The sequence below is a fragment of the Streptomyces sp. NPDC058295 genome (genome assembly GCF_042880655.1).
Taxonomy (GTDB): domain Bacteria; phylum Actinomycetota; class Actinomycetes; order Streptomycetales; family Streptomycetaceae; genus Streptomyces; species Streptomyces coriariae.
Genome location: NZ_JBHVYO010000008.1, coordinates 113,805 through 139,152, shown reverse-complemented (window position 1 = coordinate 139,152; position 25,348 = coordinate 113,805). Strand labels below are relative to the sequence as shown.

General features: G+C 70.3%; 22 protein-coding genes and 1 pseudogene. 8 read left to right on the top strand and 15 right to left on the bottom strand.

The window, feature by feature from the left end; translation table 11 throughout:
* Window positions 1-68 precede the first annotated feature (68 nt).
* A complete protein-coding gene (locus tag ACFVYS_RS11130; protein ID WP_389500934.1) occupies window positions 69-440 on the top strand; it encodes a VOC family protein in 372 nt (123 codons plus the stop codon).
* Window positions 441-658: 218 nt separating this feature from the next.
* On the opposite strand, the gene ACFVYS_RS11125 is transcribed toward ACFVYS_RS11130, so the two are convergent.
* Complete coding sequence (locus ACFVYS_RS11125; RefSeq protein WP_389500932.1) at window positions 659-1,039, bottom strand: antibiotic biosynthesis monooxygenase family protein; 381 nt, start codon at window positions 1,037-1,039, stop codon at window positions 659-661.
* Window positions 1,040-1,307: 268 nt separating this feature from the next.
* Here ACFVYS_RS11125 and ACFVYS_RS11120 point away from each other — a divergent pair, with 268 nt between their 5' ends.
* Complete coding sequence (locus tag ACFVYS_RS11120; RefSeq protein WP_389500930.1) at window positions 1,308-2,108, top strand: isocitrate lyase/phosphoenolpyruvate mutase family protein; 801 nt, start codon at window positions 1,308-1,310, stop codon at window positions 2,106-2,108.
* A 5-nt stretch (window positions 2,109-2,113) separates the two neighbouring features.
* Here ACFVYS_RS11120 and ACFVYS_RS11115 read toward each other — a convergent pair whose 3' ends face one another.
* Window positions 2,114-2,719 (bottom strand): TetR/AcrR family transcriptional regulator, encoded by a 606-nt coding sequence (locus tag ACFVYS_RS11115; protein ID WP_389500928.1) that lies wholly within the window; start codon window positions 2,717-2,719, stop codon window positions 2,114-2,116.
* 460 nt (window positions 2,720-3,179) lie between these two features.
* Between ACFVYS_RS11115 and ACFVYS_RS11110 the strand changes: the two genes are divergently transcribed.
* Complete coding sequence (locus ACFVYS_RS11110) at window positions 3,180-3,884, top strand: CatB-related O-acetyltransferase (RefSeq protein ID WP_389500926.1); 705 nt, start codon at window positions 3,180-3,182, stop codon at window positions 3,882-3,884.
* 112 nt (window positions 3,885-3,996) lie between these two features.
* Here ACFVYS_RS11110 and ACFVYS_RS11105 read toward each other — a convergent pair whose 3' ends face one another.
* From ACFVYS_RS11105 to ACFVYS_RS11055, 11 genes and pseudogenes are all read right to left on the bottom strand, one after another.
* Entirely contained in the window at window positions 3,997-5,325 is a 1,329-nt protein-coding gene (locus ACFVYS_RS11105; RefSeq protein WP_389500924.1) for a jacalin-like lectin, read from the bottom strand.
* 119 nt (window positions 5,326-5,444) lie between these two features.
* Window positions 5,445-5,978: a hypothetical protein gene (locus tag ACFVYS_RS11100; RefSeq protein WP_389500922.1), complete on the bottom strand. Its 534-nt coding sequence runs from the start codon at window positions 5,976-5,978 to the stop codon at window positions 5,445-5,447.
* 185 nt (window positions 5,979-6,163) lie between these two features.
* Window positions 6,164-6,970: an ABC transporter permease gene (locus ACFVYS_RS11095; protein ID WP_389500920.1), complete on the bottom strand. Its 807-nt coding sequence runs from the start codon at window positions 6,968-6,970 to the stop codon at window positions 6,164-6,166.
* The gene (locus tag ACFVYS_RS11090) at window positions 6,970-7,773 is read right to left on the bottom strand and encodes an ABC transporter permease (protein ID WP_389500918.1); all 804 of its coding nucleotides are present in this window, start codon (window positions 7,771-7,773) and stop codon (window positions 6,970-6,972) included. The genes ACFVYS_RS11095 and ACFVYS_RS11090 overlap by 1 nt, the downstream gene beginning before the upstream one ends.
* Window positions 7,773-8,768, bottom strand: coding sequence for an ATP-binding cassette domain-containing protein (locus ACFVYS_RS11085; RefSeq protein ID WP_389500916.1), 996 nt, complete (start codon window positions 8,766-8,768; stop codon window positions 7,773-7,775). Before ACFVYS_RS11085 ends, ACFVYS_RS11090 begins: the two co-directional genes overlap by 1 nt.
* 97 nt (window positions 8,769-8,865) lie before the next feature.
* Window positions 8,866-9,343 (bottom strand): annotated as a pseudogene (locus tag ACFVYS_RS11080) (beta-galactosidase small subunit); the annotation flags it as partial.
* 54 nt (window positions 9,344-9,397) lie between these two features.
* Entirely contained in the window at window positions 9,398-10,291 is an 894-nt protein-coding gene (locus tag ACFVYS_RS11075) for a carbohydrate ABC transporter permease (protein ID WP_389500914.1), read from the bottom strand.
* On the bottom strand, window positions 10,288-11,253 hold the full coding sequence (locus ACFVYS_RS11070; RefSeq protein WP_389500912.1) for a carbohydrate ABC transporter permease: 966 nt from the start codon (window positions 11,251-11,253) through the stop codon (window positions 10,288-10,290). The genes ACFVYS_RS11075 and ACFVYS_RS11070 overlap by 4 nt, the downstream gene beginning before the upstream one ends.
* 20 nt (window positions 11,254-11,273) lie before the next feature.
* On the bottom strand, window positions 11,274-12,539 hold the full coding sequence (locus tag ACFVYS_RS11065) for an ABC transporter substrate-binding protein (protein ID WP_389500910.1): 1,266 nt from the start codon (window positions 12,537-12,539) through the stop codon (window positions 11,274-11,276).
* Between the two features lie 795 nt (window positions 12,540-13,334).
* Window positions 13,335-14,588, bottom strand: a complete 1,254-nt coding sequence (locus ACFVYS_RS11060; RefSeq protein ID WP_389500908.1) for an ROK family transcriptional regulator — start codon at window positions 14,586-14,588, stop codon at window positions 13,335-13,337.
* A 149-nt stretch (window positions 14,589-14,737) separates the two neighbouring features.
* The gene (locus ACFVYS_RS11055) at window positions 14,738-15,982 is read right to left on the bottom strand and encodes an FAD-binding protein (RefSeq protein ID WP_389500906.1); all 1,245 of its coding nucleotides are present in this window, start codon (window positions 15,980-15,982) and stop codon (window positions 14,738-14,740) included.
* A gap of 149 nt (window positions 15,983-16,131) precedes the next feature.
* On the opposite strand from ACFVYS_RS11055, the gene ACFVYS_RS11050 reads away from it, so the two are divergent.
* The 5 genes from ACFVYS_RS11050 (at window position 16,132) to ACFVYS_RS11030 (ending at window position 23,341) form a co-directional block, all read left to right on the top strand.
* Complete coding sequence (locus ACFVYS_RS11050; RefSeq protein WP_020125387.1) at window positions 16,132-17,451, top strand: radical SAM protein; 1,320 nt, start codon at window positions 16,132-16,134, stop codon at window positions 17,449-17,451.
* 328 nt (window positions 17,452-17,779) lie between these two features.
* Window positions 17,780-19,279, top strand: a complete 1,500-nt coding sequence (locus tag ACFVYS_RS11045; RefSeq protein WP_389500904.1) for a cellulose binding domain-containing protein — start codon at window positions 17,780-17,782, stop codon at window positions 19,277-19,279.
* Window positions 19,280-19,925: 646 nt separating this feature from the next.
* A complete protein-coding gene (rsgA, locus tag ACFVYS_RS11040; protein WP_389500902.1) occupies window positions 19,926-21,074 on the top strand; it encodes a ribosome small subunit-dependent GTPase A in 1,149 nt (382 codons plus the stop codon).
* 333 nt (window positions 21,075-21,407) lie between these two features.
* Window positions 21,408-22,832 carry a bifunctional transcriptional activator/DNA repair enzyme AdaA gene (locus ACFVYS_RS11035; RefSeq protein WP_389500900.1) on the top strand — a complete coding sequence of 475 codons (1,425 nt, stop codon included), beginning with the start codon at window positions 21,408-21,410 and terminating at the stop codon, window positions 22,830-22,832.
* A complete protein-coding gene (locus ACFVYS_RS11030) occupies window positions 22,829-23,341 on the top strand; it encodes a methylated-DNA--[protein]-cysteine S-methyltransferase (RefSeq protein WP_389500899.1) in 513 nt (170 codons plus the stop codon). The genes ACFVYS_RS11035 and ACFVYS_RS11030 overlap by 4 nt, the downstream gene beginning before the upstream one ends.
* A gap of 70 nt (window positions 23,342-23,411) precedes the next feature.
* On the opposite strand, the gene ACFVYS_RS11025 is transcribed toward ACFVYS_RS11030, so the two are convergent.
* Window positions 23,412-23,894, bottom strand: coding sequence for a DUF456 domain-containing protein (locus ACFVYS_RS11025; protein WP_389500897.1), 483 nt, complete (start codon window positions 23,892-23,894; stop codon window positions 23,412-23,414).
* A gap of 72 nt (window positions 23,895-23,966) precedes the next feature.
* Window positions 23,967-24,950 (bottom strand): helix-turn-helix domain-containing protein, encoded by a 984-nt coding sequence (locus ACFVYS_RS11020; RefSeq protein WP_389500895.1) that lies wholly within the window; start codon window positions 24,948-24,950, stop codon window positions 23,967-23,969.
* Between the last annotated feature and the right edge of the window lie 398 nt (window positions 24,951-25,348).

Genomic DNA, 25,348 nt, shown 5'->3' with positions numbered 1-25,348 from the left:
CAGTGAGTGCGTACCGGGGCGGGGAATCTCCGTTGCCCTGCGGGATCGGAGTACAGAAGAATCCGCGTATGACTTCTGCACTCCGTCACGTGACGATCGACAGTTCTGATGCCTACGCCCTGGGCAGCTTCTGGTCCGAGGTGTTCGGCCAGCCTCTCCACGAGGACGACAAGCCGGGCGACGAGGAGGCGTTGATCGAGGGCGCGGGCATGCTCTTCGTCACCGTCCCGGAGGCCAAGAGCCGGAAGAACCGCATTCATTTCGACCTCCAGCCGCAGGACCGCACCCGCGAGGAGGAGGTCGAGCGTCTGCTCGCGCTCGGAGCCACACTGGTCGACGACCACCGTCGGCCCGACGGCACGGGATGGGCGGTCCTCGCGGACCCGGAGGGGAACGAGTTCTGCGTGGAGCGCAGCGCGGGAGAACGGGCCGCAGGCTGAGGCGGCGCGGCCACAGGAACACGAACACGGACGGCCGGTAGCCGGTAGCGCGTCAGAGAATCCTTGCCCTGGTGTCGGCTGGTGGGCGTGAGACTTCGACACGGGTTGATCAAGAGCACCGCGCCAGGCGCTCGCTCTCGTTGTCATCGAACTCGGGGACGCATACTCGCCCTGCTCCCCGGGACAGGCTGGCGGGACGGTCGCTGAGGTGGCTGCGGTCAGCCTGCTGTCGGGCCCTGCGAGGCCTCCGCACGGATGAATCCGTGGCTTCGCTCCACTTTCGCCACATGCAGTGTGTAGCGCTGGTACCAATCGACTTGCCCGCGCTTTTGCGCCGCACGGTGTTCGGCGTTGCACCGCCACTCCGTGAGGGCGTCGGCGTCGCGGAAGTACCCGACGGTGATGGACAGCCCGCCAGGAGTCTCCGCGTGGTCCATCCCCAGAAAGCCGGGGACGTCCTTCACCAGATCTTCCATGCGTGCGTTGGTCTCGCTGTAACCGCTTTGCTCCTGGGTGCGCACCGTGGTGAAGACAGCTACGTAGTAAGGGGGTTCATAGGCCTCGACAGGCGTGACGGGCGCTTCCGAGTGATTGCTCATGGCGTCACCGTAAGGTGGATGCGGCCCATGATCCAGCGTCTTTCCCGAACGGAATACATGAGGGGTCGGGGCTTTCGACCACCCAAGCTGTCCGAGCTTGGGTGAGCGTTGCCTGATGCCGCAGCAGCTGTCCAGTAGGGGGCCGGCGAGGAGGAAAACCCGCCGGTAACAGTTCCGTGAGATGGTGCGCAGGAAACAGCCCGACGGAAGCAGATCAACGGAAACAGTTCGGCGGCGGCCGAAAGGAAGCGCCCCTAGCGTGGACTGCATGCGCGCACTCAGGGCCTCCTCGAACCCCTTCGCCGACCTTCACCACGCCGATGCCCCCCTGCTCCTGCCCAACGCCTGGGACCATGCCACCGCGGTGGCCATGGCGCGAAAGGGTTTCCAGGCGATCGGCACGACGAGTCTCGCGGTGGCGGCGGCGGTGGGGCTGCCGGACGGAGCTGCGGCTACTCGCGATGAGACCCTACGGCTCGCGCTGCTTCTGGGTTCGCAACCGCTTCTCCTCTCGGTCGACGCGGAAAGCGGTTTCAGCGAAGATCCCGACGAGGTCGGCGAGTTCGCCCGTCAGCTGGTTGCGGTAGGAGCGGTCGGTATCAACCTGGAGGATGCCCTGGGCTCGGTCGACCGGCATGCGGCGAAGATCGCCGCGGTCAAGGCGGCCGCGCCCGGCCTCTTCGTCAACGCCCGTACGGACACGTACTGGCTCGGCGAACGGGGCGAACGCGGCGGCGTCGAAACGATGTCCCGTCTCGACGCCTATCAACAGGCGGGCGCGGACGGTGTCTTCGTCCCGGGGCTGACCGATGGGCGCGAGATCGCCGCGCTCGTCGCGCGACTGGACCTCCCCCTCAACATCCTCTACTCGCCGACCGGCCCCACGGTCCCTCAACTCGGCGATCTGGGGGTGAGCCGTATCAGCCTCGGCTCGTTCCTGTACCGGCGAGCGATGGGTGCGGCGCTCGACGCACTCGACGAGATCCGTGAGGGGCACAGGCCGGGCGGCAGTACTCCCGCGTACGAGGACATACAGAAAATGGGCGCTGACTCAGTACGCCATGTCTGAGGCCGTCAGCTACCGGCGTGGCCGGTGTCGGGCTCTCGCGGCCAGTGGATCAGGGCCATGTGCAGGGCGTCGATCGCCTTGTCCCACGACCGCTGCACGTCCCGGGGCGCGCCGAAGCCGCCGGCGGCCTCCAGCGTGCAGTACCCGTGAAAGGTGCTGCGCAGCAGGCGGACGGCGTCGGTGAGGTCGGGTTCTTCGAGGCCGTAGGCGCGGAGCATCCCGTAGGTGATCTCGACGGTCCGCCGCGGAGCGGGGGACTCGGCGGCCAGTTCCCGGTCGAGTTCCTGGTCGATCCGGATCTGGGTGGCGGCGTACCGGCCCGGGTGTCGGAGGGCGTACTCCCGATACGCCCCCGCGAAGGCGACCAGCGCCTCCTTGCCCGCGAGCCCCACGACGGCCACGGCGATCCGGTCGATCATCTCGCCGCCGACCAGCAGCGCGAGCCTGGTCCGTAGTTCCCGGAGGTTTCTGACGTGCGAGTACAAGCTCGCGTCCTTGACTCCGAACCGTCGGGCCAGCGCCGAAATGCTGACGTTGTCGAAACCGACCTCGTCGGCCAGCTCCGCGGCGGCTTCGACGAGGCGGTCGGTGGTGAGGCCGACTCGTGGCATGGGGACCGCCTTGCGTGCGCTCGGGCCTGGAGGTATCAGGCAGGATCCTAAGGGTTTCGCAGGTGGGACTGGGGACGGCGGGTGGAGACTCCACCCCGGGGCCAGGCGCAGGGTCCTGGAACCGCTCCGTAACCGCTTCCTGCTCGGACCCAGGTCATGTTGCCGGGTCCGGGGGGCAAGGGGACTGGGCCGGGGCCAGAGCCAGGGCCTGTAACCGCGGAGGGGTGCCGCCGGTCCCGTTCAGCACCTGCTCTGCCCACCCAAGAAATGACGGGCACCGAACGGCAAGCGCTGGGAACATGATCGGCACAGGGGCCCCAGCGCCCGGAACGCGGGCCCCGGCGCCCGGCTCCAGAACCCAACCCCAGTTCCCAGAGCCCAGTCCCCAGAAGTCCCCAGAACCCAGACTCGGCGCCAGTCCCGAGGCGTCGGACCCCGCCCCCCCACGAGGACGCATCGCATGCCTGTGCCCGCCGACCCCACCGTCCTGCACCCCATGCCCGAGCAACCGCGCGTCGTGCTGCTCAGGGCGCTCGTGAAGTCCCCGCTGATCGAAGTCGGGGAGTACACGTACTACGACGATCCCGACGACGCCACCGCGTTCGAGACGCGCAACGTGCTCTACCACTACGGTCCGGAGAAGCTGGTCATCGGCAGGTTCTGCGCGCTGGGAACTGGAGTGCGGTTCCTCATGAACGGCGCCAATCACCGTATGGACGGCCCCTCCACCTTCCCCTTCCCGACCATGGGCGGTTCCTGGGCCGAACACTTCGACCTGCTCACCGGTCTGCCGAACCGAGGGGACACCGTGGTCGGCAACGACGTGTGGTTCGGTTACGGCACGACGGTGATGCCGGGCGTCCGGATCGGACACGGCGCGATCATCGGCGCCGGGTCCGTGGTCCCTGCCGACGTGCCCGACTACGGGATCGTCGGCGGCAACCCGGCCCGTCTCATCCGCACCCGCTACAGCGAAGCGGACGTCGCCCGGTTGCTGGCGGTCGCCTGGTGGGACTGGCCCGCCGAGCACATCACCGAGCATGTGCGGACGATCATGTCCGGCAGCGTCGACGACCTCGTAGCCGCCGCGCCGAGCTCCTCAGCCTCACACGCCCCGGCCCCGGAAACCGGTTCCCCGAAGGCATCCCCGCGAGGGCCTGCCTAGCCCGCCGGGGCCTGGCCGCACGTTCTGGCGCAGGGCCCCGGCGGACATACTGGCGGAAGCGGACGCAGACACAGAGGTGGACACAGGCGCAGACGCGGACGGGGCGCGCGGATCAGCCGATCGGCGCGTACAGCACGCCCAGCTTGTCCACCTCGTCGCCTCCGCGGCCCGTGAACCCGACGATCTGCCAGCCGGACGGGGCAGTGAAGGTGGTGGCGTCGGTGGTCGCCGTGCCGGAGGACAGTGCGCGGCTCTTGTCGGTGGTGAAGGCCGCCGAGAAGATCCTGGTACGGCCGTCCTTCTGGCCCTGCGTCAGCTTCACCGAGGTGAGGTGCTCGCCCGTCGCCAGCGTCAGCGAGGTCGCCGTGCCGCCCGTGCCGCCGTGGGTGAGGGTCGCACCGCCGTCGTGGGTCAGTGCCACCGCGTCGAGGCGGGCTCCACCCCGCAGGGTCAGCGTGCGCGGGGCCGGGGTGGCCGGCAGGTCGTCAGCGTCGTTGAACGCGGTACCGTGCGGACCGCCGAGGAAGTCACTTGCCCGCAACGTCGAGTTGAGGGTGTAGGAGAAGTCGACCGTGTGCGGGAAGTGGTCCGACAGGTTGTCGCCGGCGGAGTCCAGGAACGACGCCCACTCGTTGTTGTAACGGGTTGCGTTCAGGCTCAGGAGCTTGCTGCCTCGGTAGAAGACCTTGTCCACGACCTCGCAGTCGTTGGTCGGCGCGGTCGTCGGGCAGAGCAGAGCGTCCGCGCCCTGGGTGGGCCGCGTGCCGCCCTTCACCCGCTGTACCCACGCGTCCGTCAGGCCGTTCTCGTCGGCGAGGGTGCGGATGTTGTCGCCGGCGCGGGTGTAGCGCGTGTTGGTGTCGCCCATCACGAGCACCGCGTTGCCGGACGAGTTCGCCTGGATGAAGTCCGACAGCTGCTCGATGTTGGCGCGGCGGGCGGCCAGCGCGTCGTCCGAGTCGTCCGCGTTGGTATGCACGTTGTAGAGGTCCACGAAGACGCCACCGGCCAACCGGACCCGCGCCAGCGTGAAACCCTTGGGGGTAAGGCAGTTGGTCCCCGTGCAGTTGTTCCAGCGCACTCGCTCGAAGTCTTCGAAGGCGTAGTCGGAGAGCGTGTTGAGTCCGTCGCCTATCGCCGCGCCGCCACTGGTCGCGGTGCGGTACGGGTGGTTGTCACCCGCGTAGAGCGCCGCGTGGTAGTTGAAGTCCTCCTGGACGTTGACGATGTCGTACGCGGCCAACCGCGGTGAGATCAAAGGGGTGTTGGTTGCCGGGTGGCCGGAGCTGAGGCCCTCGGGCAGGCCCGCGACGTTGTACGTCAGGACGTTGAAGGTGCCGGACGTGGCGGCGGTGGCCGCCTGGGCGGGGGCTGCGGCGGTCGCGGTGAGGCCGGTCAGGGCCAGGACGCCGGCCGCCAGAGTGCCGATGAGTCGTCTCATGTGGGGGTCTCTCCGGTGGGGGATGAGCGGCGAAGGAGCTGAACAAAGCTCAGATTGAGGCCGTCCGGAGTGACGCACAAGGGCTGTTGAGGAAACAGTGAGTGCGGAGGAGAAAACGCTTACCCCCGCTGGTTCCGCTTGCTCTGCTTGTTCTCTTTGCGTTGCTTGTGACGCTCCCTCCGCGACCGGTACGACTCCTCCAGCTTCCCGACCGGCGCCTGGACGTGCCCCGGCTCCCGCTCGTCTTTTCCGCCCGCGCACTTCCACACCGCCTGCCCGTCCTCCTGACCCGGGTGCATCCCGAGCCGGTGTTCGGCGCAGACGGGCCACACCTGCCACAGGCACTCCAGCACCGTGTCCTGTGCGGCCTCGGCGACAGCCGCGAGTGCGGATCCGGGCCCGGCACCCGCGTCGGAAGGCAGGTCGTTGCCGTGCCAGCGGCCGTCGGGCAGGGCGACGTACACATGCTCGGCCGCATGCTCGTCGTCGGCCGGTTCCTCCGGCCAGGCGGGCAGCGCCACCAGACGCAGGGGCCCGCGCTCCGGCAGAAGGGCGATCAGGTCGTGGTTGACGAGGGCCAGCGCCTCGTCCCAGACGCGGTACTCGCCGGGCTCGACCGTGCGGGGGCGGGGTGTGCCGAAGGAGTCGTACATGAGGCCATCGTGTATCAGGCACCGCCTCGACGGAATTTGGATACCGCGGGCGTTGCTCCTCAGGACGCGGATCTCCACCTCCGGGTCCCCGACGCGCCACTCCCCGGCTCCGCCGGGAGGTGCCCTGCCCCCACCGGGTGGGGCCCGGCCCCCACCCGGCGCTGTCCGTTCACCCGTTCACCCGGTCACCCGTTCACCCCCGTGTAGTGCCCCAGACTCCATCGCCACATCAGCCGCGAGCCGAGGTACGCCAGCACGCCCAGCAGGGGGGAGGCCGCCGCCAGCCAGTAGGGGACTCCGGTGCTGTGGCCGTGGCCGGTGAGCACGGCGGCCGGGAAGTACGCGACGAACGCGAGGGGCAGGCCGTACGTCAGGAGGCCGCCCACCGCCCGGGGCAGCACGTTGAGCGGGTAGCTGCCGAACGTGCCGAGGAGTTCCTCCAGCCAGCGGCCCCAGTAATCGGCGGTCGGGAAACGCAGGGCGGCGGAGGCGACCGCCGTGAACAGGGCGGCCTCCAGGAGCATGCCGCCGAGCACGGCCGCCACCAGGTAGGAGATCCGGCCCGCCGTCCAGTCGAGGTGACTGCGGCCGAGTGCCGCCACCATCAGCCCCACGGCGACCGTCAGATCACCGATGGCGTTGGTGGGAAACACGCGCAGCTGGACCTGGAGATGCACCGGCAGGGGCCGCACCAGGCAGACGTCGATCTGGCCCTCCTGGATGTAGTAACCGATTCCGTGCATGCGGCCCAGGATGAGGACGAACAGGCCGTGGGCGAGCATCCGGGTCGCCGGGATGAGCAGGACGTCCGAGCTGTCCCAGCCGCCCATCCCGCTGAAGCGGGTCAGCAGCACGGTCGCGAACACGATGACGGAGACCTGCCAGACGGCGCCGATCGCGACCATCATCAGGAACTCGGAGCGGTATTCCAGCTGGGCGCGGAAGTTGAGACGTGTGATGCGCCATGCCAGGCGTACGGCTTTCAAGGGCATCAGCCTCCTTGGGAGATGACCTGCCGGGCGGCGAGTCGCCACACCAGCCGGGTGAACAGGGCCAGCACCGCCACCCAGGCGGCCTGCACCAGGAGCGCGGGGACGGCGTCCGACAGCGGGATGCGACCGACGTAGAGCGACAGCGGAACGCTCAGCGTGGCCTGGAACGGCAGGAAACCGCTCAGCGTGACGAACCAGTCGGGGAAGAACCACAGTGGCGCGTACACCCCGGACAGCAGGTTCTGCGCGAAGATCAGGATGAGCATCGCCGCGTTGTTGCGCAGGGTGAAGAAACACAGCTGGTCGATGGCCAGCATGACGTAGTACAGGATCCACTGGCCGAGCAGGAGGCTCAGTGCGAACACCGCTGCCACGGCGGCCGACCCGGGCGGCTCCACCACCCCGGCGCCGAGGCAGACGACGTAACCCGTCAACGCCCAGGCCAGACCGTACAGTTGCTCGCCCAGTGCCCGCAGGGCGTAGTAGCGCTGGGGCGACAGCGGGCGCAGGTACCAGTAGACGATGGTGCCGAAGTGCATGTGCTGGATCACGGTGTCCCGAGCCGCGTACTGGTCCAACTCCCTCAGCCGGGAGGCCAGTACGGCCAGCACGGCGTAGGTGACCGCCTGGTCGCGGGTCATTCCCGCGGTGGTGCCCGTGTGGGCGTACAGCCCGTGCCACAGCGACGCCACCAGCACCACCTGGACGGCCAGTCGCAGCAGGGCGGCGGTCATCCGGGGCGGGGTGTGCAACTCGCCGAGCGGGGTGACCCGGGCCGTGCGCCAGGCGTTCAGGGCCGTCATCACGCGTCCCCGGCCTGCACGTACGCGGCCCGCATGACGTCCTCCAACTCGGCCTCGTCGAGGGCGATGTCGGTGACCTCGTACCGTTCGATGACCGACTTCAGTGCCTGGTGCACCGTCGGCGCGCCGGGTCCGTCCGGTCCGAACACCACGCGGGGGCCGTCGTGTCGCAACACCGCGATTCCCGGCAGGGCCACGACCTCGGCATGCGGGTCGGCGAGGGTGGCCCGCACCTGCCAGGTCGAGCCGAAGTCGCGACGGATCTCGTCGAGGGTGCCGTCCAGGACCAGCCGTCCGTGGTTGATCAGCACCACGCGTTCGGCGAGCCGCTCGACCTCCGTCATGTCGTGCGTGGTCAACAGCACTGTCCGGCCGCGCTGTTCGACCTGATGGCGCAGAAACTCGCGGACCTGTTCCTTCACCACCACGTCCATCCCGATCGTCGGCTCGTCGAGGAAGACGACGGGTGGGTCGTGCAGCAGCGCCGCCGCGAGATCGCAGCGCACGCGCTGGCCGAGGGAGAGGTGGCGCACGCGGGTGTCCCAGAAGGAGGACAGGTCGAGCAGGGTGTCGAACTCCCGCAGACGGGTGGTGTGTTCGCCTTTCGGTACCTCGTAGATGTCCCGCAGGATGGCGAACGACTCGCGCACCGGCAGGTCCCACCACAGCTGTGTGCGCTGCCCGAACACGGCACCGATGTTGCGGGCGTTGCGTTCCCGTTCCCGGTACGGCACCACACCGGCGACGCGTGCCTCGCCGGAGGTCGGGGTGAGGATGCCGGTGAGCATCTTGATGGTGGTGGACTTGCCGGCGCCGTTCGGGCCGAGCAGGGCGAGGAGTTCGCCCGCGGCCACGTCGAAACTGATGTCGCAGACGGCGTGCTTGGCGACCCGCTCCGGGTCGACGAGGGAGCGCAGTCCGCCGGCGAGGCCGGGTCGGCGGACGGTGGTGTGGAAGGTGCGGGAGAGATCGCGTACTTCGATGCTGCCGATCACTTGTTCAACCTCCAGTGCAGCGCGGCCGGCCGGGGGAGCCGGCCGGCCGCGGGAGACGTCATCACCGTGTCGGAATGTCGATCAAATGGTCAATTGATTAATCGATCTGTGAGAACACGAAGGAGAACTCGACGGGTCCGGTGTTCAGGAAGTACCGCGGGAGCGGGCCCGGGCCGCAGGACCGGGAGCCGATGCCGTGCCGGCCATGGTCGAGGTGGACCCGGACCGAGTCGCCGGGGGTGAGATCGGGTCAGGTGCCGCGCCCCGTCCAGTTGCTCCGTCGCCCAGCGGAGGTCGGTCCGGGCGCCGTTCTCCTGCGGGCGCAGGTACGGGGTCTGCAGCTCCTCGATGCTCGCGTCCCACCGGCCGAGCATGGCCGCGGCGCCGGTGTCCGGGTAGGCCTCGCCGGGGCCGCCGCCGAACCACTGCGCGTGTCCCGCGGAGGACGCCAGCCCGAAACGGATGCCGATCCTGGGCAGCGGAACCGTCCCGTTGCCGTCGGGCGCGACGGAGACGGTCAGCCTCAGCCGTGTCCCGTCCGACGTCCGGTGGTACACGGTGCGCAGGCCCGTCTCCGGGCGGCCACGGCCGTCGACGGCCGTGGCGCGGAAGGACATCGGTCTCCTGGGTCAGCCCTTGATGCCGGTCTGCGCGATCCCCTGGACCAGCCAGCGCTGGAGGAAGAGGAACACGAACACCAGGGGCAGGATGGAAAAGGCGGTGGCCATGAAGATCAGATGGAAGACGACGGTCTGGTTGGTCATGTAGTTGGAGAGCGCGACCTGGACGGTCCACGAACTCGGGTCCTGGCCGATGACCAGCGGCCACAGGAAGGAGTTCCACCCGTTGATGAAGGTGATGGTCGCCATCGCCGCGAAGAAGTTCAGCGAGTTGGGCACCACGATGCGCCAGTACGCACCCCAGTAGCCCAGTCCGTCCACCCGCGCCGCCTCCTCCAGCTCCTTGGGGAACCCCAGGAAGTACTGCCGGAACAGGAAACAGGTGAAACCGCTGAACAGACCCGGAATGATGAGACCCCGGTAGGTGTCCACCCAGCCGAGCGAGGACACCAGGACGAAGCTGGGGACGAAGGTGACCGCCGTCGGGACCATCAGGGTCCCCAGGACGGCGTAGAAGACCTTGTTGGCGTGCCGGTAGGGGATGCGGGCGAGACCGTAGCCCGCGAGGGAGCACACCAGCAGGACACCGACGGTGTGCAGGGTGGCCACGACCGCGGAGTTCCACAGGGACTGGCCGAACGGCACCGTCTCGTCGGTGAACAGTTCGCTGATGTTGCCCCACTGGATGTCCGTGGGGAAGAACTTCCAGTTCTCTCCGGTGATGTCGGCGTCGGTGGAGAGGGCGTTGCGGATCAGCAGGTAGAACGGGATCAGGAAGAAGAAGCCGGCGATCCCGGTGGCGATGTAGAGGCCGGTGGAGCTCATCACACCGCCGCGACCGCCGCGGCGGGGCTTGTCCGGCGACGGCGCGGACTCCCGTACTTGGGGTGTCGTGGTGGTCACTTGGACTCCTCCCCCCTGCCGAAGCCGAGGAACTTGCCCTGGAGCAGGGTCACGGCGCAGATCAGCACGGTCAGGATGACCGCGCCCGCGCTGCCGGAACCGTAGTCCTGGCTCTCGCCCAGGGCCTTGTAGTACAGCTCGACGAGGGGCGGACGACCCCATGTGGTCTTCGACAGCAGGTTGTAGAACTCGTCGAAGGCCTGGTACGCGGCGATGAGCAGCAGCAGGATCACCGCGGTGGACGTGGCGCGCAGCTGGGGCAGGGTGATGTACCGGAAGGTCTGCCAGCCCGGTTTGGCGCCGTCGATGGCGGCGGCCTCGTACAGCTCGCCCGGGATGTTCTGGAGCGCGGCCAGGAACAGGATCATGTAGAAGCCGGACTGGAGCCACAGCCGTGCGGTGACGATGACGAACCAGTACCAGGGCGGGCTGGGGTCGGCCAGCCAGGCGATGTTCTCGATCCCGAACCAGCCGAGGACCGTGTTCATCATGCCGAAGCGGACGCCGCTGAAGATGGACATCTTCCAGATCAGCGACGCGGCCACGTAGCTGCACGCGGTCGGCAGGAAGAAGACCGAACGGAAGAACGCCCGCATGAAGCGCAGCCGGTTCACGAGCAGGGCCAGGCCCAGCGACAGTGCCCACGTGGTGGGCACGATGAACGCGGCGAAGACGGTGAAGGTGCCGAGCGAGCCGACGAAGTCGTCGTTCGTCAGCATGTACGTGTAGTTCTCGAAGCCGACGAACTTGTCGGGCGTGACGGTGAAGCGGGCCTCGAAGAAGCTGAGCCACAGGCTCCAGAGGATCGGCGCGTAGACGAAGATCGCCAGGCCGATCAGGAACGGCCCCGTGAAGAGCCAGAAGTTGAAGGTGGGGCTGCCCCGCAGAGCCCGCCGCGGCTTGGCCGGTGAGGCCTTCGCCGCGGCGGGGCGCGCGAGGTCGCGCGTCTCGGTCGTCGACATGTCGTGTTCCGTCCCGCGGCCTATCCGAACAGCTTCTTGAGTTCGCGGTCGACGGCCGTGTCGGCCTTGTCGAGCGCGGCCTCCGGGTCCATGTCCTTACGGACGCTGTTGGCGAAGACGTCCTCGAGCGAGGTGCGCATGGCCTGCGTCCAGCCGATGTTGTCGAAGTGCCCGAACTCGTTGAAGAGCCGGACGCCTTCGGCGGCGTTGCCCGACTTGAGCTTGGTGGCGGTCTGCGCGAGCGAGGTGCGCGGCGGAATGTGGAAGCCGAAGTTGGTGGCCCACTCCTCCTGGTACTTCTTCTGGTCGATCCACAGCCACTTGACGTACTCCTTGGCCGCTTCGACGTTCTCGCCCTTGGCGTTGACGAACATCGACCAGCCGCCGTTGTAGACGGACTGCTTGCCCGAGTCGACGGTCTTCGGGAACGGGAAGACCCCCCAGTCGTCGCCGAGCGCCGCCTGGATCCCCGGCATCGCCCACATGCCGCAGAACTGGATGGCACACAGGCCCTGGTTGAGCGAGGAGGGGTCCCAGGACTCGGTCGGAGCGCCGAGGAGAAGGTCGCCGCTGGTGAAGAGCTTGCGCATCTTCTTCAGGCCCTCGATGACGCCGGGGGTGTGGTAGGCGATCTCGTTCTTCTCGGTGAGGTGGTCGGCGCCGGCCGACCAGATCATCGTGTCGATGACGTTGTGCAGGTCGTTGCCCATGTACAGGCCCTTGACCTTGCCGGTGGTGAGCTTGGCGGCGGCCTCCGCCAGCTCGTCGAGCGTGGTCGGCACCTCGACCTTGGCCTTCTCCAGCATCGACTTGCGGTAGAAGAAGAACTGCGGGTCGTCGATCATGCGGACGCCGTAGATCTTGCCGTCCACCGTGTGCGACTTGATGTCGGCCGGGTTGAAGTCGTCCTTGACCGGCGTGACGATGTCGGTCAGGTCCGCCACCTGACCGCTCTTGACCAGCTGGATCTGCGGGTGGAACTCGAAGAGGTCGGGCGCGTTCTTGGTGAGCAGGGTCGCGAAGAGCTTGCTCTCGAAGTCGGCACTGGTGATCCACTGCGTGGTCACGTCGGCCTTGTCGTAGGCCTTCGCGTACTTCCTGATGGCCTGCTCGGTGCCCTGCTCGCCGTACGCGTGGAAGTACTGCGTGAGGCCGACGCCCGAACCGGATCCGCCACCGCGGCCGTTGTTGCCGCCGCAGGCGGCGAGCGTACCGGCGGCGGCCATGCCCGCGGCGGCTCGGAAGAGGGACCTGCGGGACCAGTTGCTGTTGCTCATTGCCGACATGGCGACGTCCTTGTCTCGAAGTGCGGCTACGGCTCTGTGGCTCGGCGCAGGTGGCTCAATTCCTGTCGCGGAGCGGGACGTTAACCTTCGGCTAAGCCTTCGGCAAGGGGTTGGACGAAGTCTGTTCGAAGCGTTGTGTTCGGTTCGGAATGGCGAACGAGAGGGGCCGCGGCAAAGGGGTGTGACCGGGTGTGGCCTGGCTGCCGCAGGGGTAACGCGGGCGCGTGGCACAGAGGTTGAGGGCCGCCGGTGTCAGGGCCGGCGGCCCTCGGTCAGCGGGACGCCCCCGGCGACTGCCGCCTGGTCAAGGCCTTGCCGGCCTCGCGGGGTTGGCGCCGAGGGAGGCGAACAGGGCCGCAGCCGTGCGGGATCACGTTCGAGCCGTCGACGACCGTCCGGTCGCCGACGCCGGGGCACTCGCCGTTCGCCCGGCCGGCGTGCTGTCCGCCGGGGTTCGGCGGCCGGTGCGGGAGGCCGTCACCGGCGGGAGTGAGAGTCGCTTCGGCCACCGACTGCCGGCCGGTGTCCGTGCGGTGGCGTCCCCGGGCGCCTTTTTCGCGTCGTACGGCAGGGCTGCCGCCCGCTGCTGTCCGCGCGGGATGTCGATGCCGCGGGCCACGTCGGCGGGCAGCGGGTTGCGAGAACGCTTTCCGGCAAGCGCTCCGTCACGGCAGGCCGATCGCCGCAATCGCCGGGTTTCTCGAAGTTTCCTCGGACAGAGGGCGTACGCCGTTGTCGGTGCGCGTAACACTGCATCCCCTCCGTCGTCGTGAAGGTGGTGCGGTTCCGCATGGTTCATGCGGGTGGTGCGGTACGGCTCCTCGAACCGGCGAAAACGGTGCGCTTGGCGTTTCTCTGACCCACCGACTGCAACGCCCCTTCGAGCGCGAACGTCGCCGCGCCCAGACAGGCCGGGTCGGTGGGGATGGGGGAGAGGACGATCCGGCTGGCGGCCAGCGGCCGTTTCAGCGCGTGCCGGGCGACTGCCTCCCGCACTTCGTCGAGGAGGGGCTCGCCGAGCCGGGCGGCGACCCAGCTGCTCAGGACGACCACCTCGGGGTTGAGCACATTGACCAGGTTGGCGATGCCCGCGCCGAGGTAGCGGGCGGTGTCGCGGACGACCTTGACGGCGACCGGGTCGTGGGCGGCGACCCCGGCGGCCAGGGCGTCGATGGTGGCGGTCTGGTCGTCGGGATGCAACAGCGGGCTCCGCGGGCTGAGTTCACGCAGGTTCTGCATGATGCCGGGCGCGCCGACGTACGTCTCCACACAGCCGTGGTTGCCGCAGCGGCACAGCCGCCCGTCGAGCACGAGCGTGGTGTGCCCCCACTCGCCGGCGCTGTTGCTGACGCCCCGGTGCAGCCCGCCACCGAGGACGAGACCCGCCCCGACTCCCGTGCCCAGGTTGACCACCACGGCGTCCCCGTGCCCACGCGCCGCCCCGAACCACAGCTCGGCGACCGCGCCCGCGCGCAGCGGGTTGTCCAAGTACAGGGGATAGGCGATGTGTTCGGAGAGCAGGTCGAGCAACGGCACGTCGTGCCAGTCCCAGTTGGGCGCGTACTCGGAAATGCCGGTGGCCCGGTCCACCTGCCCCGGCACGCTCACCCCGACGCCGAGCACCCGGGCGGCCTCGACCCCGGCCTGCGCGACCACCGAACCGGCGGCCGCGGCGACATGGCCGACCACCTGCTCGGGACGGCTCTCGCCGGGCCGCATGTTCTCCTCGGCGCGGGCCAGCACGTTCAGCGCGAGGTCGAAGAGCTCGACATGGACGTAGGTCTCCGCGATGTCCACGCCGATCAACGCGCCCCCCGACGCGTTGACGGCCACGAGACCCCGCGGGCGGCCACCCGCCGAGTCCTCGAACCCGACCTCGGTGATCATGCGGAGGTCGAGCAGCTCACCGACGAGGGTGGCGACGGTGGCGAGCGAGAGACCGGTGGCGGCCGCGAGCTCCTGCCGGGAGGTGGGCGAGGCGGCGATGATCTGACGCAGCACCTCGTAGCGGTTCGCGGTGCGGATGTCCCGTGATGTGCCGCGCTTCATGCAGCGTGCCCCCTCATCCCTTCCGTGCCTGTCCCTGGCGGGCGGGCCCGCACTGCGACGGCACCGGCGCCGCGCCAGGCTATGGGCTGCCGAACCGTTCGACAAGGGGTTAGGAAAGGGGCTTTATAAAGTCGCCCGGAGTGGCGCGCTCAGCCTGCCAGGACGTCCCGCACGAAGGCGTTGGTGAACTTCCCGGCCGGATCCAGCACCCGCGCGAGGGCCGTGAAGTCGTCGATCCGGGGATACCGTCCGCGCACCACGTCGGCCGGCACCTCGAACACCTTGCCCCAGTGCGGCCGCGGCTCGAAGGGCTCCAGCGCGGCTTCCACCGCCCGCACCGCCGGGAGCACGGCGGCCGTGTCCTCGACCCAGGTGAAGTGCAGCGCCACGGTGTCCCGCCCGTAGGACGGGCTCAGCCACTGCTCGTCGGCGGCCACCGTACGCACCTCGCAGACCTGGAGCACGGGGGCGACCGTCTGCCGGATCCCGTCGATCGCATAGAGCGCCTCGGTGGCATGCCGGCGCGCCAGCAGATACTCGCTCTGCAGCTCGTTGCCGCTGCTCGGGGTGAACTCCGCCCGGAAGTGCGGCAGCCGCTCGTGCCACGGCCCCGGTACCCCGAACTGCTCGGTGCAGTTGACCACAGGCATCCCCGGTACCGGATGCAGAGCCTCCACGGCCGGCGTCGCCCACGGGAAGTCGGCGAGCGGCTCGTCCGTGCGCCGCTTCAGCCACACCTGCCGGAAGCCGGGCGCGTCCCAGTCGGTGAACAGGCTGACGCTGTACGCAGCCCCCGCGACGGTCTCGAAGTCCAGCCCGTCCAGGGGCAGTTCGGTGAACGTGTGCTGCTCGACCTCAAAGCCCGGCTCCAGATCGAGGACGAGCGCGGTGACCACGCCGAGAGCGCCCAGCGAGGTGACGGCCCCACCGAACCGCCGGTCGCCGCGTCCGATGACGACGGTCGAACCGTCGGCGGTGACGATCTCCACCTCCCGTACGGCAGAGGCGAGCGAGCCGTTGCCGACCCCCGACCCGTGGGTACCGGTGGCCACCGACCCGGCGACCGAGATGTGCGGCAAGGAGGCCATGTTCGGCAGCGCGAGCCCCCGCTCGTGCACGCGGCGCGCCAGCTCGGCGTACCGGACCCCGCCCCCGACCCGCACGGTCCGGGCCGCCGTGTCGACGTCGACCTCACCGGCCAGCGCGCCCAGCGACAGCAGCACCCCGTCGACGCCGGGCTCGGCGATCTCGTTGAACGAGTGCCCGCTGCCCAGCACCCGCACCCGCCCGCTGCCCGCCACGAGCGAGCGGAGCGCGTCGAGAGAGCGCGGACGGTGCAGCTCGCCGGCGGCGAAGGTGATGTTGCCGGCCCAGTTGGTAACGGTTTCGGTCATGCGACTGCTCGCCCCTCCCGAGGAGATCGAGAACCCGGAATTCCCAGGTGGAACCTACCTTGCCCGCAACACGAGGCCCCCGCCCCCACCCCCGCGCGGCCGGGGGCATACCGTGAGGAGTCGTACGCCTGAGCCGGGAGGAGAGACGGATGGACAGCCGTACCGCGCTGGTCGAGGATCTGATGGAGCGGTTTCCGCATGTTCCGCGGGAGGCCGTCTTCAAGGAGGACCTGCTGCGCGGAGGCGTGGCCTTCGACCCCTCCGCGCTCAGTGACAACGAGTCGGGCGAGGTCAAACCGAAGTCCTACTTCATCTTCTCCTTCGACCACGGCACCCTGCCCGAGCTGGGCGAGGCCGCGCTGCGCCGCCCGCCGGAGGAGATCATCCTCACGGGAGGCCCCTACGACCTGCGGCGGACGGTCGTCTCGGTCCGGGTGAACCCGTCCTCCCCGTACCGCGTCGCGGCGGACGACGAAGGTCTGCTCGGGCTCTACCTCGACGGAAAGCGCATCGCCGACGTCGGCGTGCCGCCGATGCCGGAGTACTACCGGCACAAGCTCTCCAACGGGAAGTCCGTCATGGAGGTCGCCCCGACCATCCAGTGGGGTTACCTGATCTATCTGACCGTTTTCCGGGTGTGTCAGTACTTCGGCGCCAAGGAGGAGTGCCAGTACTGCGACATCAACCACAACTGGCGCCAGCACAAGGCGGCCGGCCGGCCGTACACGGGCGTGAAGGACGTCGAGGAGGTCCTCGAAGCCCTGGAGATCATCGACCGGTACGACACCCAGAAGGCGTCCACCGCCTACACCCTCACCGGCGGCGCGATCACCAAGACCGTCGCGGGCCGGGACGAGGCCGACTTCTACGGTCACTACGCCAAGGCCATCGAGGAGCGCTTCCCGGGCCGCTGGATCGGCAAGGTCGTCGCCCAGGCGCTGCCCCGCGACGACGTACAGCGCTTCAAGGACTACGGGGTGCAGATCTACCACCCCAACTACGAGGTGTGGGACCGCCGGCTGTTCGAGCTGTACTGCCCGGGCAAGGAGCGCTACGTAGGCCGCGACGAGTGGCACAAGCGGATCCTCGACTCGGCGGAGATCTTCGGCGCGCGCAACGTGATCCCCAACTTCGTCGCGGGGGTGGAGATGGCCGAGCCGTTCGGTTTCACCACCGTGGACGAGGCTATCGCCTCCACCACGGAGGGCCTGCGTTTCTTCATGTCGCAGGGCATCACGCCGCGCTTCACCACCTGGTGCCCGGAGCCCACCACCCCGCTGGGCAAGGCCAACCCGCAGGGTGCGCCGCTGGAGTACCACATCCGGCTGCTGGAGGCCTACCGCGCCACCATGGACGAGTTCGGTCTCTCCTCGCCTCCCGGCTACGGACTGCCCGGACCCGGCCGCGCGGTGTTCTCCGTCAGCTCCTTCATGGACAGCCTTCCGGCGGAGGACTCGGCGACCGTATAGTCCGCGCAACGGTCACCACGGTCCGCGGAGCAGCCCGCACGGCAGTCCGCGGGGCAGCCCGCGAAAAAGTCCGCGAAACCGGTGTCGAAACATGGCGCCGGTAGTGAACACGGGGCGGTCCGCGTCCGTACTGGAGGCCGGAGTACCGGGCGCGGCCGCCTTATCGTCGTCCCGTTCAGCTGTCTGTCCTGCTGTCCTGACATGACATCTGAACAGGGCGCTTGTCAGTTGTGTTGGAAACGTGAAAAGCTCTGCCCCTGCCGCGAGGTTCCCCCCAACTCCATTGCCGTCATGGTGAGTTGACCTCGCTTGTGGATGCAGGAGACTCATGCCCGACCTGCCGACCCCGAAGGACGCCGCCGAGGCCGCGCTGTTCTCCGAGTGCTGGGACGCCGTCCTGTCGTACGCCGATCTGTGTACGTCCGGCTCGACCGCGGCGAACCAGCTGGCCCGCGAGGCGTTCGCACTCGGCATACGCGAGGCCCGCGCCGCCGAGGACGGCCTCGCACGAGGTGCCGGCCGCCGCTCGTCCCGGCTGCCCCGGATCCCGCTGCTGCTGACGGCCGTACGCACCACCGCCGCCGCCTGGGAGGCCCGGGGACAGGGCCACAAACTCGACCCCGATCTGCGCCTGTGGCTCAACTCCGACAAGGCCGCACGGTACGTCGGACCGCCCCTGAGTCGTCCCATCGCCCTGCGCGGACTGCGTGACATGCAGGAACCGGACGCCGCTCTGCTGTGGCTGGCGGAGGTGGAGGCGCTGCCGCTGCACGCCGTGGTCCGCAGGCAGGGTCTGGACCCGACCGCCGCTGTGGAGGAGCTGAACCAGGTCCGCGGGCTGTTCCGGGACCGCTGCCACCGCAACCATCTCGACACGCCGATGGACGCGGAGTGCCGCAGCTACGTCCGGCTCCTGGACGCCGTCACCCGCTCGCCCGCCGCCGACACGCCCCCCGACCTCTCCCGCCACCTCGCCACCTGCGTGGAGTGCGCCGAGGCCGCCGCCTGTCTGCGGCTGCACGGGGGCGGCCTGCCCGCCGCCCTCGCCCAGGGCGTCATCGGCTGGGGCGGCCTCGCCTACCTGGAACGCCGCCGCCGGGCCGCCGAGGTGCGCCTCGGCGCCGGACGCCCGGACGCGCCGGACGCCGAGGGCGCGGCGGAACAGGTCGCCGCGAGCAGGGCGCGCGTGCTGCGGGGCGGCATGCTCGCCGCCGCCGTCCTGGTCTCCGTGGTGGCACTCGCCGTGTCGATGATGCCCGGCGACACCGGTGGCGGCAGCGGCGGCGAGAACGTCGCCCAGGGCAACCCCGCCGACAGCACCCCGGTGGCCGGCCCCGGCTCCGTCCTGCCGTCCGCGGATCCCGCCACCTCCGCCGCGCCGTCCTCGTCCCGCCCGGCGGCGTCCGCGAGCGGAACGCCCTCGGCGACGGGCGGCAGCGACGCCGGCAAGCCCGACCCCGAGCCCCAGGGCACCTCCTCGGCCACCGCCGGTGCCGGGGGAGGCGAGGACGCGGCGGCCTGCGAGGTCACGTACGACCTCGTCAACCAGTGGCCCGACGGCTTCCAGGCCACCGTCACCGTCACCACCGCCGTGACGCTCGACGCCTGGCGCGTGGCCTGGTCCTTCCGCGACGGCCAGAAGGTCGACCAGATGTGGGACGCGAGCCTCGCCCAGAACGGCTCACGGGTCACCGCGACCGCCGCCGACTACAACAGGTCCGTCTCCGCGAACGGCACGCTCACCTTCGGTTTCCTCGCCTCCTGGCAGAACAAGAACAGCGCGCCGTACGCGTTCACCCTCAACGGGCAGACGTGCACGAGCTCTTGACGCACGACGGCTGAACCCGGGCACCGACGCAAGCAGAGCGCACGACGGAGAGAGGGGCGGGGTTCCCGCCCCTCTCTCCGCGCGTCCGAGGGCTCTGTAGGTGAAGGACGACTCTGCGCGTGAGGATCGAGGGGCCCGCTGCCGCGTTCGACGGCCAGGTCGCCCTGCTGGACCGGCTCGGCGCGCGGGGTCGGGCGGGTGAGCCCCACGAGACCGCCGAGGTCGTCCCCTTCCTCGCCGGTCCCGCGAGCAGTTGCGGCCACGGCGCGATGCTTTTCACCGACGGCGGGGAGGCAGCACCCTGCCGGGCTGAGCATGGGGTGATCCGGGAAGGGGCGCAGCGCGTCGGCCCACGCGCGCGTGGCCGACGACGTCGGTGAGTGGGCCGGAAATGGGTGGCAACCGGCTTCCTGCGCCCCTATCCTGAGTGAGCTTTGAGCTTTGAGCTTTGAGCGGGGCCGACGGGCGTGCTGTCCGGCGTGAGGAACATGAGGAACGGGAGGTGTGACCGATGACTGTCGCCGAGAAGGGTGCTGTTCGCAGCGACCAGACGTTCGTTCACTCCACCTCCGCGGTCTCCGGCTGACCACTTCTTCCGCCTCGCGTACGCGAGCGCTGCCGGGGCCGCCCCTGTGAAGGGTCCCCCTTGCATTTCTCGTCCAACTCCTCCACCTCCCTCTCCTCTTCTGCGGATTCGCCGCCGGCTCTCGCCGCGTACGGCTGGGACGCAGACCGGGAGGCCGAGTTCGCCCCCTACGCCGAGCGGGGCCTGCTGCCCGGCCGCGTGGTGCGGGTCGACCGTGGGCTGTGCGATGTCGTCACCGCGGCGGGCATCGTGCGCGCCGACACCGAGTTCGTCGTTCCCCGTGACCCGCTGAAGGTCGTGTGCACGGGCGACTGGGTCGCCGTCGACCCCGAGGACGCCGATCCGCGGTACGTACAGACACTTCTGACGCGCCGTACGGCCTTCGTACGGTCCACCTCCTCCAAGCGGTCCGAGGGGCAGATCCTCGCCGCCAACGTCGACCACGCCGTCGTCGCGATGTCCCTGGCCGTCGAACTCGACCTCGGCCGCATCGAGCGCTTCCTGGCGCTGGCCTGGGAGTCCGGCGCCCAGCCCGTCGTCGTGCTCACCAAGGCCGATCTGGTGCCCGACCCGCTCGGGCTGTCGTACCTCGTCGAGGACGTCGAGGCGAGCGCGCCCGGTGTGCCCGTGCTCACCGTCTGCGCGCGCGACGGCGGCGGCGTCGAGGAACTCGCCGCGCTCCTCGGGCGGGGCACCTCCGTGCTGCTCGGGGCGTCCGGTGCGGGCAAGTCGACGCTCGCGAACGCGCTCGTCGGTGAGGACGTGATGGGCGTCCAGGCCACCCGCGACATGGACGGCAAGGGGCGGCACACCACCACCACCCGTAACCTGCTGCCGCTGCCCGGCGGGGGTGTCCTCATCGACACGCCCGGGCTCCGTGGCGTCGGCCTCTGGGACGCCGGTGGCGGGGTCGGACAGGTCTTCGCTGAGATCGAGGAGTTCGCCCGGGACTGCCGGTTCCACGACTGCGCGCACGAGTCCGAGCCGGGGTGCGCGGTGCGGGCGGCGGTCGAGGACGGGCAGCTGCCCACGCGCCGTCTGGAGAGCTACCACAAGCTCGTCCGGGAGAACCAGTGGATCGTCGCCAAGTCCGACGCCCGCATGCGCGCCGACGTCCGCCAGGACTGGAAGCGCAAGCAGGCCGCCGGCCGGGCCGCGGGGGAGGTGAAGCGAGGGCGCGGGCCATGGCGACCCGCACCTCCGCGGTGACGCCCGCCTGTTGCGGTAACGCTTGCCTGTTGCCATGACGCTTGCCGGACCGGCACTGTGTGCGCGGTCCGGCGCGGCGTGGGCGGTTCGGTAACGCTTGCCGGTCCCGGTAGCGCACGCGTGTTTCGGTAACGCTTGCTGGTCCCGGTCGCGCACACGTATTGCGGTAGCGCTTGCCGGTCCCGGTCCCGGTCCCTGTCCCGGGCACGGCCCCGGACCCCGTCACGGACACGTGTTGCGGTAACTGTTGCCTGCCCGGCAACCCGTTTCCGGTCCAGCGTCACGTCCGATTTCCGCTAGCACGGTTTCGCCCGGGCGCGAAGACTGGTGTTCATGACGGACCAGGACACGCAGTACGAGGCGGTCCGCAGCAGGGACGCCCGGTTCGACGGCGAGTTCTTCTTCGCCGTCGAGACCACCGGCATCTACTGCCGGCCCAGCTGCCCCGCCGTGACGCCGAAACGGCACAACGTGCGTTTCTTCGCGACGGCCGCCGCCGCGCAGGGCTCGGGTTTCCGGGCCTGCCGACGGTGCCGCCCGGACGCCGTGCCGGGATCGGCAGACTGGAACGCGCGTGCCGACGTCGTCGGCCGGGCCATGCGGCTGATCGGTGACGGTGTCGTCGACCGGGAGGGCGTCACCGGGCTCGCCGTACGGCTCGGCTACAGCGCCCGCCAGGTGCAGCGGCAGCTCACCGCCGAACTCGGCGCCGGACCGGTCGCTCTGGCCCGGGCGCAGCGCGCGCACACCGCGCGGGTCCTGCTCCAGACGACGGGCCTGCCGGTCACGGAGATCGCCTTCGCGTCCGGGTTCGCCAGCGTGCGCCAGTTCAACGACACCGTCAGGACCGTGTACGCGACGACCCCGACCGAACTGCGGGCCGCCGTCCGTGCGACCCGCCGCACCGCCACCCCGTCCGCCGGGATCCCGTTGCGGCTCGCCCACCGGGGCCCGTACCACGCGGCCGCCGTGTTCGACCTGCTGCGACGGGAGGCCGTGGCCGGGGTGGAGGAGGTGAGCGGGCCGCCCGGCGGGCGCACCTACCGCCGTACGCTGCGGCTGCCGTACGGCACCGGGATCGTCGCCGTGGACGAGCGGGCGGGTGACCCGGGCCGGGCCTCGGCCGTCCACCCCGGCGGCTGGCTCGACGCCCGGCTGCATCTCACCGACCCGCGCGATCTCACCACCGCCGTCCAGCGGCTGCGGCGGCTGCTCGACCTCGACTCCGACCCGTACGCCGTCGACGAGCGGCTCGGCGCCGATCCGCGGCTCGCCCCGCTGGTCGCCGCCCGGCCCGGACTGCGCGCGCCGGGGGCCGCCGATCCGGAGGAGTACGCGGTGCGGGCGGTCGTGGGGCGGGCGGCGGCCGAACGGCTCGTTCGCGCCTACGGCAAGGCCCTCGACGCCCCCTGCGGGACCCTCACCCACCTCTTCCCCGAGCCGGCTGTCCTGGCGCAGGCAGAGTCCGGGGCCGCCGCGCCAGGGTCCGCGTCCCCGTCCGTATCCGGGGGGCCGCTGGGCGTCCTCGCCGCCGCCCTCGCCGACGGCACCGTACGGCTGGACCCGGGCGTCGACCGGGACGACGCCCAGCAGGCACTGCTCGCGCTGCCCGGGCTGGACGCCCGTACGATCGCGGAGATCCGTGCCCGTGCCCTCGGCGACCCCGACGTCGCGCCGCCCGGCGTGGACGTCCCCGACACCTGGCGCCCCTGGCGCACCTACGCCCTGCACCACCTGCGCGCCGCGGAGGAACGATGACCGACCTGACGTACTGGACCAGCGTGGAGAGCCCGCTCGGCCCGCTGCTGCTCACCGCCGACGCCGACGCCACGCTGACCTCCGTCTCCGTGCCCGGGCAGAAGGGCGGACGGACCGTCCAGGACGGCTGGCGGCACGACCCCGGACCCTTCCGCTCCGCCGCGGAGCAGCTCGCCGCCTACTTCGCCGCCGACCTGAAGGAGTTCCGGCTGCCGCTGCGCAGTGACGGCACCGAGTTCCGCGAGCGCGTGTGGGCCGCCCTCGACGCCGTGCCCTACGGAGCGACCACGACCTACGGCGAGATCGCCGCCCGCGTCGGCGCCTCGCGGATGGCCGTACGGGCCGTGGGAGGGGCGATCGGGGCGAATCCGCTGCTGATCGTGCGCCCCTGCCACCGGGTGATCGGCGCCGACGGCTCGCTGACGGGATACGCGGGCGGACTGGAGCGCAAGGTGCGGCTGCTCTCGCTGGAGGGCTCGCTCGAGGAGCGGTTCCGGACCCTCGCCTGATCGAGGGGCCACCGCCGGGGTGTGTCGTCGCCGGATCCGTCATCCCTGGATCCGTCATCCCCCGGAACGGTCATCCCCACAGAACCGTCCCCAGCCACGCCCCCATGATCAACAGGCAGGTGAACAGCTCCGCGAGGACGCTGGAGCCGCCCGAGCGCATCGCCGTGCGCAGGGCGGCCCGGGCTTCGCCGTGACGGCCCAGACGGAGACGTTCGGAGAGATAGATGCCGCCCATGAAGCCGGGGATCGCGCCGATGACGGGGAGCAGGAAGAAGCCGAGGAACGCGCCGAGCCCCGCGTACGCCGCCATCCGGGGGGTCGCGCCGCTCTCCCGCAGCCGACGGGGCGGCAGCGTCCAGCGCACCACCTGCGACAGGAACAGCGTGACCGTGGCACCGACCAGCACGACCCAGGCGGCCGGCTGCGGATCCTCCAGCGCCCACCACAGGACCGCGGCCCACACCAGCCACGATCCCGGCACGCCGGGCACCAGCACTCCGCACAGGCCGAGCAGAATGACCGTTCCGACCAGCAGGAGTTGTGCCACTCCCATCTGCCCAGGGTGCCCGAGTCAGGGAGAACGCGCAGGTCAAGCCGTACGGCCTCGGACCGCCGACGCGCACGGTCAGTGCTCCCGGGCCACCCACCCCCGTTCGTACGCGTGCCAGCCCAGTTGCAGCCGGGTCGTCACTCCCGTCAGCTCCATCAGCCCCTTCACCCGGCGCTGCACGGTCCGCAGCCCGAGGTCGAGCTGCTTGGCCGCGCTCGCGTCGGTCATCCCGGCCAGCAGCAGGGACAGGATCTCCAGGTCGGTGGCGTCCGGACCGTCCGGGGCCTGCTCGACCACGCCGGCCGCGCCGAGGCGCAGCGGCAGCGCTTCCCGCCACACCGACTCGAACAGGCCCGACAGCAGCTCCAGCAACCCGCTGGCGTGCACCACCAGCGCGGCGGGATCCGCCGAGCGGCCGGTCAGCGGCACCAGGGCGAGCGAGCGGTCGGCGACCACCAGCTTCGTCGGCACCCGGTCCACCACCCGCACCTGTTCCTCCCGGCCCAGCGCGGCGGTCAGCTCCGCCATGCCGTCCGGCTGGTCGAGCACCGCCCGCTCCAGTACGACGCGGTAGCGCACTCCGCGGGCCGTTGCCCGCTCCTCGGCCTCGTTCTCGCCGCCGGTCACGGCCACCGGGGTGCCGGTGACCAGCGCGCATACCTCCTCGCTCGCCCCGAGCTGGATCTGGAGGAAGCGCTGGGAGACGGCGGCGGCGCCCGTCACCACCTCGACCAGGTCGTGCACCGCCGGTTCGGCGGCCGCCGCCCGGTACTCCTCGGAGAGCAGGGCCGCTGCCAGTTCCGCCTTCTCCAGCTCGTGCCGCTGCTGGGTGAGCAGCGCCCCCAGGGCGACGCCCGGAGGCGCGGCGACCCAGCGGCCGGGGCGACCCGAGGACTGCGCGGCGAGACCGTGCCGTTCCAGCCGGCGCAGCGCGCGTTCGGTGTCGTGCTCGCCGAGGGCCAGCCGACGCGCCAGGTCGGGCAGGTCGGCGGCGCCCACGGACACCAGCGCCCGGTACGCCGACTCGTGCGTCTCGTCCAGCCCTATCGCTCCCAGCATCGGGTGCTTCCCTCCTTCTGACGTCCCGTGAATGGCGGGAAACAGCCACGGCGTAAACCCGCCGCCGCACATCATCGCCGTACCGCCGGTCACTCTGCCAAGGTGTGGCCACGGCGGAAACACGTGATCATCCACTGATCATCCACAGCGGAGGTCCAGGAACGCCGTGCAGACTCGGGCCGGTCGGCCACGACGCCGCGGCGCGGAAACCTTTCGAGAACGTGATCCGGGCTCATGACGCGCAGGGGCGCATAGGGGATATGAGCCTGGGTCACCCATGTCGCCGGGCGGTTCTCCCGTGGGGGGTGGAACCGCCCGGCGACCTTTGTCGCACCGTGCTTCGCACTGGCGTTCAGGACATCACTCGGCCCTCTGTTCGACACACGTGCGGTGGCGCA

What these genes read in the sequence shown, in the direction of transcription:
- ACFVYS_RS11055 (WP_389500906.1), bottom strand. Translation starts at nt 15,982, where the DNA reads ATGACCGAAACCGTTACCAACTGGGCCGGCAACATCACCTTCGCCGCC.
- ACFVYS_RS11090 (WP_389500918.1), bottom strand. Translation starts at nt 7,773, where the DNA reads ATGACGGCCCTGAACGCCTGGCGCACGGCCCGGGTCACCCCGCTCGGC.
- ACFVYS_RS11100 (WP_389500922.1), bottom strand. Translation starts at nt 5,978, where the DNA reads ATGTACGACTCCTTCGGCACACCCCGCCCCCGCACGGTCGAGCCCGGC.
- ACFVYS_RS11125 (WP_389500932.1), bottom strand. Translation starts at nt 1,039, where the DNA reads ATGAGCAATCACTCGGAAGCGCCCGTCACGCCTGTCGAGGCCTATGAA.
- ACFVYS_RS11035 (WP_389500900.1), top strand. Translation starts at nt 21,408, where the DNA reads ATGACGGACCAGGACACGCAGTACGAGGCGGTCCGCAGCAGGGACGCC.
- ACFVYS_RS11020 (WP_389500895.1), bottom strand. Translation starts at nt 24,950, where the DNA reads ATGCTGGGAGCGATAGGGCTGGACGAGACGCACGAGTCGGCGTACCGG.
- ACFVYS_RS11030 (WP_389500899.1), top strand. Translation starts at nt 22,829, where the DNA reads ATGACCGACCTGACGTACTGGACCAGCGTGGAGAGCCCGCTCGGCCCG.
- ACFVYS_RS11060 (WP_389500908.1), bottom strand. Translation starts at nt 14,588, where the DNA reads ATGAAGCGCGGCACATCACGGGACATCCGCACCGCGAACCGCTACGAG.
- ACFVYS_RS11110 (WP_389500926.1), top strand. Translation starts at nt 3,180, where the DNA reads ATGCCTGTGCCCGCCGACCCCACCGTCCTGCACCCCATGCCCGAGCAA.
- ACFVYS_RS11070 (WP_389500912.1), bottom strand. Translation starts at nt 11,253, where the DNA reads ATGTCGACGACCGAGACGCGCGACCTCGCGCGCCCCGCCGCGGCGAAG.
- ACFVYS_RS11130 (WP_389500934.1), top strand. Translation starts at nt 69, where the DNA reads ATGACTTCTGCACTCCGTCACGTGACGATCGACAGTTCTGATGCCTAC.
- ACFVYS_RS11050 (WP_020125387.1), top strand. Translation starts at nt 16,132, where the DNA reads ATGGACAGCCGTACCGCGCTGGTCGAGGATCTGATGGAGCGGTTTCCG.
- ACFVYS_RS11120 (WP_389500930.1), top strand. Translation starts at nt 1,308, where the DNA reads ATGCGCGCACTCAGGGCCTCCTCGAACCCCTTCGCCGACCTTCACCAC.
- ACFVYS_RS11025 (WP_389500897.1), bottom strand. Translation starts at nt 23,894, where the DNA reads ATGGGAGTGGCACAACTCCTGCTGGTCGGAACGGTCATTCTGCTCGGC.
- ACFVYS_RS11095 (WP_389500920.1), bottom strand. Translation starts at nt 6,970, where the DNA reads ATGCCCTTGAAAGCCGTACGCCTGGCATGGCGCATCACACGTCTCAAC.
- ACFVYS_RS11065 (WP_389500910.1), bottom strand. Translation starts at nt 12,539, where the DNA reads ATGTCGGCAATGAGCAACAGCAACTGGTCCCGCAGGTCCCTCTTCCGA.
- ACFVYS_RS11105 (WP_389500924.1), bottom strand. Translation starts at nt 5,325, where the DNA reads ATGAGACGACTCATCGGCACTCTGGCGGCCGGCGTCCTGGCCCTGACC.
- ACFVYS_RS11115 (WP_389500928.1), bottom strand. Translation starts at nt 2,719, where the DNA reads ATGCCACGAGTCGGCCTCACCACCGACCGCCTCGTCGAAGCCGCCGCG.
- ACFVYS_RS11045 (WP_389500904.1), top strand. Translation starts at nt 17,780, where the DNA reads ATGCCCGACCTGCCGACCCCGAAGGACGCCGCCGAGGCCGCGCTGTTC.